The organism is Psychrobacter sp. 1044, from assembly GCF_904846525.1.
GTDB lineage: Bacteria > Pseudomonadota > Gammaproteobacteria > Pseudomonadales > Moraxellaceae > Psychrobacter.
Map to the genome: position 1 here is coordinate 1 of NZ_CAJHAZ010000033.1, position 12,097 is coordinate 12,097.

General features: G+C 38.7%; 10 protein-coding genes and 2 pseudogenes. 5 read left to right on the plus strand and 7 right to left on the minus strand.

Annotated features, from left to right (window positions below):
• A pseudogene (locus JMX82_RS13670) lies at positions 1–509 on the minus strand (relaxase/mobilization nuclease domain-containing protein); the annotation flags it as partial.
• Positions 506–826 (minus strand): plasmid mobilization protein, encoded by a 321-nt coding sequence (locus JMX82_RS13675; RefSeq protein WP_201540933.1) that lies wholly within the window; start codon positions 824–826, stop codon positions 506–508. The pseudogene JMX82_RS13670 and the gene JMX82_RS13675, both read right to left, overlap by 4 nt.
• 234 nt (positions 827–1,060) lie before the next feature.
• Between JMX82_RS13675 and JMX82_RS13680 the strand changes: the two genes are divergently transcribed.
• Both JMX82_RS13680 and repM (JMX82_RS13685) read left to right on the plus strand, forming a co-directional pair.
• On the plus strand, positions 1,061–1,501 hold the full coding sequence (locus JMX82_RS13680; protein ID WP_227676805.1) for a hypothetical protein: 441 nt from the start codon (positions 1,061–1,063) through the stop codon (positions 1,499–1,501).
• 246 nt (positions 1,502–1,747) lie between these two features.
• Positions 1,748–2,695 carry a replication initiation protein RepM gene (gene repM, locus JMX82_RS13685; protein WP_201540934.1) on the plus strand — a complete coding sequence of 316 codons (948 nt, stop codon included), beginning with the start codon at positions 1,748–1,750 and terminating at the stop codon, positions 2,693–2,695.
• 217 nt (positions 2,696–2,912) lie between these two features.
• Here the strand turns inward: repM (JMX82_RS13685) and JMX82_RS13690 are convergent, their stop codons facing one another.
• From JMX82_RS13690 to JMX82_RS13705, 4 genes are all read right to left on the minus strand, one after another.
• Positions 2,913–3,245 (minus strand): hypothetical protein, encoded by a 333-nt coding sequence (locus JMX82_RS13690; protein ID WP_201540935.1) that lies wholly within the window; start codon positions 3,243–3,245, stop codon positions 2,913–2,915.
• Positions 3,246–3,309: 64 nt separating this feature from the next.
• Positions 3,310–4,257 (minus strand): replication initiation protein RepM, encoded by a 948-nt coding sequence (gene repM / locus JMX82_RS13695; protein ID WP_201540936.1) that lies wholly within the window; start codon positions 4,255–4,257, stop codon positions 3,310–3,312.
• 306 nt (positions 4,258–4,563) lie between these two features.
• Positions 4,564–5,388, minus strand: coding sequence for a hypothetical protein (locus JMX82_RS13700; protein WP_201540937.1), 825 nt, complete (start codon positions 5,386–5,388; stop codon positions 4,564–4,566).
• A complete protein-coding gene (locus JMX82_RS13705) occupies positions 5,385–6,956 on the minus strand; it encodes a MobA/MobL family protein (RefSeq protein WP_201540938.1) in 1,572 nt (523 codons plus the stop codon). Before JMX82_RS13705 ends, JMX82_RS13700 begins: the two co-directional genes overlap by 4 nt.
• A gap of 370 nt (positions 6,957–7,326) precedes the next feature.
• Here JMX82_RS13705 and JMX82_RS13710 point away from each other — a divergent pair, with 370 nt between their 5' ends.
• From JMX82_RS13710 to JMX82_RS13720, 3 genes are all read left to right on the plus strand, one after another.
• Entirely contained in the window at positions 7,327–8,421 is a 1,095-nt protein-coding gene (locus JMX82_RS13710; protein WP_201540939.1) for a DUF4297 domain-containing protein, read from the plus strand.
• The gene (locus JMX82_RS13715) at positions 8,418–10,079 is read left to right on the plus strand and encodes a hypothetical protein (protein ID WP_201540940.1); all 1,662 of its coding nucleotides are present in this window, start codon (positions 8,418–8,420) and stop codon (positions 10,077–10,079) included. The genes JMX82_RS13710 and JMX82_RS13715 overlap by 4 nt, the downstream gene beginning before the upstream one ends.
• Before the next feature lie 821 nt (positions 10,080–10,900).
• Positions 10,901–11,434: a plasmid replication DNA-binding protein gene (locus tag JMX82_RS13720; RefSeq protein ID WP_201540941.1), complete on the plus strand. Its 534-nt coding sequence runs from the start codon at positions 10,901–10,903 to the stop codon at positions 11,432–11,434.
• Between the two features lie 24 nt (positions 11,435–11,458).
• Here the strand turns inward: JMX82_RS13720 and JMX82_RS13725 are convergent.
• Positions 11,459–12,097 (minus strand): annotated as a pseudogene (locus JMX82_RS13725) (hypothetical protein); the annotation flags it as partial.

Consider the following 12,097-nt stretch of genomic DNA (forward strand, 5'->3'; position numbering starts at 1 on the left):
CGTGGCGCATTATTCACATAAGGGTTGATTAGCCGCTTACGCTCTGGATCATTAGGATCTGTTAGGTCATATTCTTGATTGATAATGTTCTTAAACGCATTGACTCGTACCATATCAGCACCGGCATAAAACGGCTGCAGCCGCTTACCACTTCGCAGCTCTTGACACGGGATCACAAAATTTAGCTCAAGCCGTCCACCCTTATCAGTATGTTCAACCCACAATATATCGTACTGATCGGGCTCAAGCCCTACAAACAGTGTCTCTTCAAAGCGCTGCATGATGTCTTTTTTCTGCTTATCCGTAAACCCTTCGGCATCTTCGGTAAAAGACAGCACCCCTGCTTTATACTTTTGCTTGAATAGTGTGGTATTAATCAGCTGCTCAGTGAGCCTAGGATCGCCGTAGAGCACCTTTGCACCCTCCCTAGGAGTATCCTTACCGCCCAATAAGTAATTAAGCGGCCCTGCGCCTGATCCTTGCCCTCGCCTAAAGAATTTAACAATCATTCCTCACCTCGCAAATGCTCATTAAGCAGCGCATCGATAGACGCCCTAATCGCTTTGATCTGCTCAAGTACGTTTTCATCTACCTGCTTATTGATATTAACGTGTTTGGTGAGCTGATTGAGGTTAGAACCAATGCGGCCAAGTGCGCGAACCAACTCAGGGTCAGCTGGCTTCATTGGAGTTACCCCTAAACCTAAATCACGCATCCATCCTGCCATTGTCGTTCCTTGTTGTCGCTTTTTTAGCTCAGCTAACTCATCCTCAGTGACTCGAATCGCAATCTCTTTAGTCCTTTTTTTACCGCTAATTGGTGGCATAAGACTGGCTCCTGTTCTAGGCATAGGGGTGGTTGGGGGTCAAGGGGGCGATAGCCCCTTTGTCAGCACCTAAGAGAGGATATTGTAGCGAAGCGGAAATAGCCCCCTCTTAGGACTGCTGGCTTAATAAATAATAGCATATAATTTATATTTGGCTGTACCTAATTAGAAATAAATGGCTGTACCTATAGATTGTCTATTGTGTGTACCTACATACGATAAATGACTGTACCTATGGTATTATTATTGTCTGTACCTATTCTAAAAGTGAGTGAGTTATTTATGGATAAGAGACGTAGGAATATGCAACGTTACAATGCGGTACGTTCTGCTCGAGTTGAAGCCATGATTGAGTTCTTAAAGGATATTGATTTTGGTGGTACTGAACTTTGCCAACTTGGTATAGAAGATGGGTATAGGTTAGAACGTGAAGTTAACTCTTATAGAGCTATGCAAATAGCTAGGTACTTTGGAGTTAATGTCAGTAAATCAAAATTAACTCAATTCTCTAAACCTAAAGATCATAGATACGATTTTACTGCTGCTCAGCTAATGGGCTATATCAGTGAGCATTATGATGAGCTAATGAATTACTGGGAGTGGTTTGTACAACCAGCTATACGTAAAGCTAGAGAGAAGTATCCTACTGAAGAAGAATTAGAAAATAAGAAGTAAAAGGTTTTTAATGTTTTTAATAGTTTTTAAAAGCTTTTAAGTAAGCTGTATCCCTTGATAGCAAAGGCTCTCGCAGCTAATAAAGCAACGTTTTACGACCTATAAAGCAACGTTTTACGACCTATAAAGCAACGTTTTACGACCTATAAAGCAACGTTTTACGACCTATAAAGCAACAATAGTATAATTGAGTTGCTTTATAGGCTTTTATGTATTAGTGTTGCTTACAGGATACAAGGGGTCGATATGAACAAACAGTTGGTTACTAAAGATAATTCTTTAATTGGTGCAAGTTATAGCTTGGGTGTGGTTGAGCAGAGGTTAATCTTCCTAGCCATTATTGAAGCTAGAGAACAAAAGACCCTGATAGAAGCTGGAGGGTTATTACGGATTTACGCTCAAAGTTACGCTAAGCAATTTGATGTAGAAAAACATACGTCGTACGAAGCGATGAAGAGAGCTGTAGAGGGATTGTATGAAGCAGGTTTTGCCTATAGTAAGCTTGATGAACGGTCAGGGAAAACAGGGCGTTATAAAAGTCGGTGGGTCGATAAGATTGGCTATATCGATGACTTAGGATGTGTTGAATTGGTTTTTGCGAGTGATGTAATACCGTTAATTACTAGACTAGAAGCTAGATATACAGAATACGAATTAAAACAAGTCGTAGGTCTACAAAGTGAGTATGCTATAAGGCTCTATGAGCTAATTATCCAATGGCGTTCAGTGGGGAAAACTAACCAGATATCACTTAAGGAATTACGAGAAAAGTTGGGATTAGTGGATGAATACAAGCGAATAGAAGCATTTAAAAGAAGGGTGTTAGATCTAGCAGTTAAACAAATTAATGAACATACTGATATTACAGTTGAATACGAACAGCATAAAAATGGCAGAGTTATCACGGGATTTACTTTCCGATTTAAGGTGAAAAAAGACAAGAAAAAGATCGGTGCTGAAGTGACTCATGATGACGCTAATGATGATATGTACACTATTGATGGACTAAATGATAAGCAACTAGGGCGTATTGCGCGTAATCCTAGCTTTGTAGCAGATTATAACGAGTTAGTTAGCTCAACTAGCCCAGCTGGTCAGGATATGAAAGTTTGGGAGGTTGAGATGATCAAGCGAATTAAAGAAGATGCTTTGCAGTTTAAAAAACGCCCTATTAGAGAGTATTTAGTTTATTAAAATTGGTAATAAACAATAGTCAGAAATCGCCCTCTAGAGCCTTTCCTAAAAAGTGTGTAACTGCTTATAATCCACTAACAGGAGAATAAGCAGTTACACAGAGTTTGGGAAAGGCTCAATCTATCTATAATAGCGAATCAATTTAAACTTTGTTGATTAGGCATTATCAACCCTTCTATCTACTTCAGATAGAAGATCTGATAATGCCTATACTGCATTACAATAAGGTCTTTTCTGTTATTTTAAAATCTAAGCCCATAGAGGTTTCTAATTCATTGCTAGTCTCAAAGTCATGTTCATCTATCTCTTTTAATGACTCAATAAAGCTTTCTTTTTGATGAGATATAGCCGCATTATTTAAATCATTTATAACTTCTAACTCTTCTTTTTCTCGACCTTCAAGTTCATCTAAAACTTCTGACTGATTTCTTTGAGCACTTTCTAAAACCCATTGTTTGATACGGGCTACAGCTCCGTCTTCTTTTTTAAATTCAGCGATATCTATTTGATTGCCATCATAATCTTTGGTAGTAACTTGTAGAATTTTCATTTTTATCTCTCTTTTATATGAAACTTATTATATACCGCGTATTCTAATGCCTACCTTAAGTATTTTAGTATTTAAGATAATCTTTAATTGGTCGCTTGGTAAAATCTGAAGGGTCTTGCTTAAGGCGATCTATTATTACTGATTCCCACACTCTAACGTCTTGACCGGCTGGGCTAGTGGAGCTCACTAAGTGATTGTAATCTGCCATAAAGCTAGGATTGCGAGCAATACGACCTAATTGCTTGTCGTTTAGTCCTTCAATTGTAAACATATCTGCTGTGGTTATGTCTCTATTACCTTCTTGCTTTGCGTTTTTTGGCTTATCTTTAGCTAAAACCTTGAATTTAAAGCCAGCTATGCTCCGCCCTTTTTTAACTTGTTCATAGCTAACTTTAATATCTGATTTTTCGTTAATCTCATCAATAGCTACTTGCAATACACGCTTTTTAAAGTCGCACATTGCCTTATATTCACTAACCTCAACACCGAGCTGCTCTCTAAATTTCTCAAGATCAAACATTGGGGTTTGCTTTGCAGCTTTCCACTGTACTAATAACTCGTAAAGCCTAACGGAGTAAATACTGTCCATACTGGCTGTTTGCTCAAGCAGGTATGAGGTGAAAAAATCTTCTGCACCATTAATACGGCTAATGCCATTAACCACAGCAAGGGTAAAGACTAATTCAATTGCACCTTCGTCATCAAGATATCGTACTTGCTGTATCCAACGAGATTTAATAACTTTACCCTCATCGTCAATATAGCTAAAACGTCTATTAAATAAGGTTTCCTCAGCTTCTTTCATACGCTTATAGCCATTCTGTCGAGTGGTTTCGAACATCTCAGCATAGCGCAAAGCATCAATGCGTAAAGGCTTATCGGTACTTAGTCCTGTATTGGTTTCCCTAGCGTCCACTATCGCCAATTGAACAATGCGGATTTCAGGCAAAGATAAATTTTGTAGGGCTGAATTAAGCTGATTTGTTTTAACGACTAAGTTACCTTTACTCACGAGATCACCTCCCTGTTATTATTAAATGACATGCTATATTAAAGTCCTTATAATGACAAATTAATTATAGTCATTATAAGGTAACTAAACGTCCTTATATGGGTAACTAAACGTCCTTATATGGGTAACTAAACGTCCTTATATGGGTAACTAAACGTCCTTATATGAAGGCTACAAGTCATGACTGGAAAGGGCTGTAGAGTACTTAAAAGCATTTAAAAGCATTAAAAGCATTAAAAGCATTATTGGTTGTTGATAACTAAAGAATTAAAAGCTTTTTTTTTAATGACTAAAACATGAACTAGCTTACTTAATTTTGCATAACAGGGATTTGTTCCATGGGTATGAATCAGGGTTATCAATACATATTTTAGAATCAACCCGTGCATAATAACCATCTGCACGTTTAGTAATACTAGGCATGACTTGAGCCTTAGCGAGTTCATCATAGTCTGCTTGTCGATCACTGATTTCAGCTTTACTGGGAATAAATAACCAAGATAAACCAAATGTGAAAAGCACAATTGAAAAGCAAACAGCACTAAATATCATAGTTACCTTCCAGCTAAGTTTTTTTGCTAAATCATCGCTAAAGTCACTGCCAATATCTTCAAGCTTGTCTTTAGTATCTTTGATAATAGCAGTAACGGCACCTTCTACACTCTCTTTGAGCTTCTTGCTTTGATCGTCATACGTGCTCTCATACAATTTAAAAAATCCCTGTCTCTCTTTAAACTCTGTTTTCGAGTTGGTAGCAGCAATCTTAATATCGTCTAATTCCTGTCCAACCTTATCAGCAACCATTGATAGCTTTTTAGTCGCTGTGTCTATATGGGTAGTAAAGCCCTTATTTATCAGGGCATGATAGCTTTCTTGGTTTTTCTCAAAGGCTACGCTTATAGTGTTTTTGATAGATTGAATGGTGTTGTCTGTGATCGACTGGGCGTTATCTTGATACGTTTTTAATAGCTCAGTTAACTGCCTTATCATTGCTGAAATTTGTTTTACATGTTCATCGTTAGTTTGACCCTGAGCTTTACCTTCTGCTAATAGCTCTTGCTGGTGTTCGATGAGTATTTGAAGGGTAAATATTATTTCTGCTATTTCAATCGACTGGGCGTTATCGGTCATATCTGAAATCCTAGTCCTCTGCTACGACTGCGATTGATATCATAGCTATGGTCATTAAGGGCTGATGAGACGCTCTGTAGGCGCTCCTGCTGCGTTTGTGTGAGGTTCTGCTTATGTTCAGGTACCATAGCATCAAAAACGCCCTTTAATGCTGCTGTATACTCTTTTTGCGTCATGCTCTGTCGTGTGCTTTTGCTGCTATCTAATGCTGATTGCGATTGCGCGATAAGGGTGTTGCCTAAACGCTCGTATTGGATCTCTGCAAGCTCTCGTTGGTGCTTTGTGGTACTAGGATCGCGTTGATAGCGTGTAAGCTCTCGCATAAGAGTATCTGCGGCTACAATAGCCACAAGATGTTTGCCAAACTCACTGTTTGGATCTATTTTCTGCAAGTGTGGCTTATCAAACTTAATGAGTTGCTGTGCTAATTGTTTATAGTGCTGATTAAATTGCCGTGTCTCCATAGCAATCCTTTCGCGTATTTGCTCTCTGCGCTGTTGTTGCTCTCGCTTCTCTTGTTCTAACTGTTCTTGCTTTTTTTGTGCAGCGTCAGCTATTTGCTTCTGCCTTAGTCGCTCTTGCTCGGCTTGCTGTGCTTTCTCACGATCGAGCTTTATGTTTTTAAGTCTATTTGCCGTATCGTAGGCGCGTGCTAGGTCTACATCAGAGACTTTGCGCTCTTTAAAATTAGGTTTTGGCACAGCTGGGACGATGAACAGCTTGCTTTCGCGTAGATCTGCAATGGTTCGATCTGCTTTAGCATTGGTTTTTTGGTTGTCGTTTAAGTGCTTGTTCCAAACCAACTCATTAGACTGGATAATCTCACGGTTAAACCTACCTTTTTCGGTCGGTATCCCTTTACGTTCCATGTGCGTAGCGTCTTTACCCATCTTGATTTGGGGTACTAGATCGATACCTTGTGATTTATAACTACGGCTGTCGATTAAATGATGCCCTTTCGCTTCCAGTACCTTGTTGGCGGTATGTTCCCACAGCTCACGCACTGTCTTAATTTCAGCGCTCATGCGTGGTAAGCCTTTTTTCCTACGGTCATCGTCTGATATTTCGCTGTCGGCTTTGTCTTTGGTTAAGTAGATTTTGCCGTCATCGTCGATCGTGGCAGTGCGCGTGGTCAATAAAATATGGGCATGGAAGTTAAGAGGGCTTGCACCGCGCTCGATTTCTTTAGCGGTTGGTACATGGATCGCGCAATCGGCGATCACCTGATATCTATCGGCTAGGGTTCTGGCGAAGTCATGAGCTAAGACTTTACGATCTTGTTCACTCAATTCATGCGGTAGGGCGATCAGCCATTCACGAGCCACGCGACTATTTTTTCGAGTCTCATTACGTTCAGCCATGTTCCATAATTCGGATCTGCCAATGTCGCCACCAGCTAAGGCAGTCGGCAAAATAATATCAGCACTTAATACGCCACTGCGTTTTTCATAGTCGTGCGTTTTTCCATGTTCTTTATCTTCATCAAGCAATTTATCACCGGCACGATAGGCAGCAGCAGCAACCGCATTTTGCCCTTGCCCTCTTGATACTGACTTGGTGCTTGCCATGAATATCGCCATAACGACTACCTATTTCGAGCTTGGTTTTTGGGGTTTGGGGTGTCCCCAACGTGTTTTGAGAATTGGGAAATATGAACCGTTAGGTGAATATATCACAGTTCTCGAAAACGCGCTCTTAGTCAGAGGGACTCAAACATTACACATTTAAAAAATTAAGTTTATGAATTATAGTTCTAGCTTTCTTACTAAACAAACAGCTATAGTTCGGTTGTTAACCTATTGGGTAATAAAAATATAAAAACATCTATAAACTTATTATTTGCTATAAACCTATAGTGGCAATGCTATAGTGTGCCCGAATTTTAATATCTCCCAACTTGGTTTCATATAATCTGTATTAGAAAGTGTAAGGTAATGTATGGTTCTAGGTGATGCTCTAATCAATATCCCTCAAACTGAAAGAGGGGGCGAAATAGCTCAGAGAGGATTTGACTATCAGAGCTGTTGGGCGCTATCAGAAATGCTTGAATACGAACTAAAGGGAAAGGATTATGTATTTATTTTCGAATACCACGATGACGTAGTAATAGTTGATTGTGAAAGTAACCCTCAGGATTTAACATTCGTACAAGTTAAAACTAAAGAATCACACTGGACACCTACCAGCTTATATAAAGAAACTGTTCAGGCTCCTATTTCTATCATTAGTAAGCAGTTTTTATTACAAAAAATATTTTCAAGCTATACACCTAAAGCACCCAAGCTGATGTTCGTAACTAATGCCGTGATTAATTTTTCCAAAGTGGGAGGCAAAACGTCTTTTCATGCGAGCACTTTGGAAGTTAAAGAGCAAGATAACTTGAAACAAGCAATCGTAGCTCAAGCTAAGGTTGCCGAGAAAGACATCGATCTTTCTACTTTGCTGTTTGTACAGTCTTCTCTGAGTTTACATGATCATTTAACTCACTTAAAAGGGAAGCTATGCGATTTTTTAAGCAAAAAATATGGAGTAAATACGAACCTTCATATTGAGGCTTTGATCAATCTACTCACTACAGAATGTAGGGAAAAATCAAAATTCAAGTCCGATGGTATTATTGAAATTGTAGATTTAGTGTCGAAAAAGGGGTTTTCATCAAAAGCGTTTAACAAGGTTATTGATTCTCTCAGAGCAAATGATGACTTAAGACCTAATTGGGAAAAGGCAAAACTTATCTTCATGGACTTGAATGCAGACACGTTACAGATGATACGTTTAGAAGGGGTGTTTTCTCGAGTCTGTATGGATATAAATAAGAAAGAGAAGAGCCCGTCGAGTAAGTATTTGGATGTTGCTAGCTCTCTTTATGACCCAGCAAAAATTGTCTTAGATTTGAGTGCATATATAAAAGATACTATAAAATATATTGATGAGCTCCACCCAGCATACGCCATGGCTTTAGAAAAATCAGGTAAAAAAGAATGTATCGTAGTCTACTCAATAATTCAGCAGTTATTAGAAGGTGAGAAATGAAAAGCATCTACTTTAAAAGCACTCACTTACTCTCTCTTGACCAAAAAAAAGGGTTCTCTTTTGAGTTTTCACCGGATATTAACCTTATCTATGGTGAGAATGATACTGGGAAATCTAGTCTCATTAAGAGCTTATACTATACGTTAGGAGCTGATGTTCGTCTCGATAATAAGTGGATAGATGACAATTTCATTTCAAAAGTAATTATATGCATTAAGGGTCGAGATTATGCCTTTATACGTCATGATAAACGTATCTCTATATTTGACCTTAGTGATAACAGTAAGAAACTCGTATCGTCCGTACAGCGCCTAGAAATAGCTAAAGTAGTAGGTGATATTTTTGATTTTAATCTGAAATTGATCGTAAAGAACACAGGAATACAAGCACAAGCATATCCAGCTGCTCTCTATTTACCTTTTTATATTGACCAAGATAACGGATGGAGTAGTGTATTAGAGTCGTTTAATGGTCTAGGTATGTATAAGGATTGGCAGAAAAGCATTCTTCAGTTCCATACAGGGGTTAGACCAAAAAAATACTATAAGTTACAAGGTGAAATCAGTTTAATAGATTTTGATTTAGCTAGACTACGTGGCATATTACAAGCACTTGAAGCTGCTAAGGAAAGGTTTGAATCCTCCTTTGGTAGAGTGCTTTTTGATATTGATGTGGAGTATTACGAAGTACTACTCCAAGGGTTTCTGATCAAGTCTCAGAAACTACATAAGCAGGAAACTGCGTACAGAACAGAGCTAATCCAAACGTTGTCATTGCGAGACGAGATAGCGTCTGATATTGAAGAGTCTAAGAAACAACTTGCAGAAAATGATATTAATTCTTTATCTAAAATAGCAAGCTTAGATGATAGATATGCAGTGCTCAAGAATCAAGAAATACTATTAGAAGTCATACCTAAACTTTATGAACAAAAGGCTAAATACGATCAAGATATAGAAAATATTCAAGGCAAACTTAAAGATGCTCAAGAAACAAGCTCTGAACTAAAGAATATGCTGCAAAAAACAGAAGGTGAGTTAACCTTGCAAGATATCATTAGATCGCAAGCTAGTAAGGAAGTTGAGTTTACGTTTGATGAGCAAATGAACGAGCTATCGGAAGAAATCAGCGAACTAGTTGTTTCTAAAGCTAGGCTAGTTACAGAGATGTCTGAGTGCACCAGCAGAAAAAACACTATAGAAATTAATAATGCATTCAAGAAGCATTTAAAATTTGCTCAGCGTGAATTAGAAATTAAAAACCCTGTTGTGAAAGATGCTACTCATTACCACGCCATTACAAAAAGAGAAACAGGGAGTCGCGCTCCAAGATCTGTTTTGGCTTACCATTACGCTCTTTTAAACACAATTAGGGATAAATCATCAATCCCTATGCTTCCTGTTGTGATTGATTCTCCTAAACAACAAGACCCCGATCAGAACATAACGAAAAAAATATTTGACCTATGTGTTGATCGTTTATCAGATAGGAATCAGCTTATTATGTGTTCTGTGTCTTTTGACAGAGAGATTGATAAGTTCAAGACTCTAAATACGACAAATAAATATAGTCTATTAAGGGAAGATTTGTATGATGAAGTTAATGAGGAAATAATGATATTGTACAAATCTATCGAGCCCATCCCAGATTCTGTGTAACTGCTTATAGCAATGACGACTCAATCTGACATTAAGAAACTAGCTGAACAAATAGCTCGATTAGTCTGCTTTGTTTATACCAACTTAGTTTACTCTTTCTCATAGTGCTATCCTAAATAATTTTACTTATCTAGGGCGTGTCCTCAATTCAATCGATAGCCATATAAATGGGCTAAATCTGGCCAAACGGTGTCAAATAGCTGACGAATATCTCGATATTATCTGCGCTATCTTCCTTGTTTGACGGCTATTTATCTCATTTTTATCACCATTTTCAAAATGAGGACACGCCCTAGGACAGCCCCTTAAGTTTTATCTATATTTAGTTTCTGTTACTAATCTATATCCATCGGCCTTCATACAGTAGGTGACAAGCTTTCGAGCTTGTTCTTGTGACAAATTGCTTGCCCCAACCTCTACTTTACAATGACCTATTTTGTCGTTAGTTACACTTTTAGTTATACCTTCTTTATACCAAGTTGATACTTGATAAGGTCTAGGAGTGGAGGTACAAGCAGTCATAAACAAAGTTACGGTAATCAAAGTAATAATTCTATTCAAATTAAACATAATATTTTTAAACCCGATATAGTTGAAGCGTAAATAGCTATGTTACGCAATATTATCGTACTAGTTACATAAGGTAAACCTTTTCCTAGTTTTCCTAGAGTGTTTCCAATAGTTTTTAAATATCGGCTATTACTATTAACTGAAATATAAAATTTGTTTAGACGCTACGTTAGTGCGATAGTTGTTCACTGAACGTTCTGTACAGTTGCACTGTACAGGTCTTAAAAACGTACTTGAACACTAGGTGAACAATGAACATATCGGTGACAAAAGCAGCAAGAGAATGGGGTGTATCAAGAACGACGATCTATCAGAAAATCAATGATGGTGAGATTTCTAGAACAGCAGATAAGAAAATAGACGTTTCAGAAATGTTGCGCGTGTTTGGTGAGCCAACTTCCAAAAAACGTACTGAACAATCAGTGAACACTAGAAACAGTACGTCCTTGAACAGTCAAAACGTACCAGACTGTACAGCGCTTGAACATCAGTTAGCACTTGAAAAGATGAAGAATGAACACTTAGAGCAGCAAGTCCGTGATCAAAAACAGCTGATAGCGAATTACCAAGAGCAAATAAGTCAGCTCAACAAAACACTAGAAAAAGCCAATGCCAGTATTCATGACTTAACGCAGATCCGACTGCTAGAATTTAAAGGCCCTGCCCCTAAACATAGCGATCACCAGCAACAAGTATCATTAGAGCCTGAGCCGCTATCTGAAAAAGAAGCCGCAGGTGCGCCCAGACCTACCAAAAGAAAAAGATGGTTTGGGTTTAGGTTTTGACTGCTGAACAGTGCAGTCAAACGATTACGGCCTTGGCCCATTGTAAGAACGCTGCGGGGTTGGTGTATCTACTCTAGGGGTAGCATCCTGTGATTGCTCCATGCTGACAACGTCCTTGATCTCTAAATCTAAAGGCTCAGGCGCTTTGATGTCACCATATAACTCTTGATGATACGCTTTTTTGATTTTCATACCTTTAGTCCATGTCCTTAAATCTCGATTGCCACGTGACTCACTGACTCTCTCATAATCTTGCTGCCTCTCCTCGACAAGGTGCGCACGCTCTGCTAACGCCTGAAAACCCTCTTCATAAACAGTGCCTTTGAGCCTAACATTTCGCTTCATTTTAGGATGCGCCACGCTGATACTGCTTTTGGTTGCTCTCTTGATGGTTAATCCCATACTTTTTAGCGCATAACGCACACTGTGACGGTTATTAAGACTGCCCTCTGCTAGGCTATGTCGCATTCTTCGATCAATGGCTTCTTTCAGAGCAAAAGTGTTCTTAGGGTTGGCAATGATCTCATTATCTTCTTTTTCCTGCTCCTTCTCTTTAGACTTAGGCGGCCTATCATATGGTGTTGGCCGTGGCGCATTATTCACATAAGGGTTGATTAGCCGCTTACGCTCTGGATCATTAGGATCTGTTAGGTCATATTCTTG

Coding starts and splice junctions, on each gene's coding strand:
- JMX82_RS13675 (WP_201540933.1), bottom strand. CDS start 826: ATGCCACCAATTAGCGGTAAAAAAAGGACTAAAGAGATTGCGATTCGA.
- JMX82_RS13680 (WP_227676805.1), top strand. CDS start 1,061: ATGGTATTATTATTGTCTGTACCTATTCTAAAAGTGAGTGAGTTATTT.
- repM (WP_201540934.1), top strand. CDS start 1,748: ATGAACAAACAGTTGGTTACTAAAGATAATTCTTTAATTGGTGCAAGT.
- JMX82_RS13690 (WP_201540935.1), bottom strand. CDS start 3,245: ATGAAAATTCTACAAGTTACTACCAAAGATTATGATGGCAATCAAATA.
- JMX82_RS13700 (WP_201540937.1), bottom strand. CDS start 5,388: ATGACCGATAACGCCCAGTCGATTGAAATAGCAGAAATAATATTTACC.
- JMX82_RS13705 (WP_201540938.1), bottom strand. CDS start 6,956: ATGGCAAGCACCAAGTCAGTATCAAGAGGGCAAGGGCAAAATGCGGTT.
- JMX82_RS13710 (WP_201540939.1), top strand. CDS start 7,327: ATGGTTCTAGGTGATGCTCTAATCAATATCCCTCAAACTGAAAGAGGG.
- JMX82_RS13715 (WP_201540940.1), top strand. CDS start 8,418: ATGAAAAGCATCTACTTTAAAAGCACTCACTTACTCTCTCTTGACCAA.
- JMX82_RS13720 (WP_201540941.1), top strand. CDS start 10,901: ATGAACATATCGGTGACAAAAGCAGCAAGAGAATGGGGTGTATCAAGA.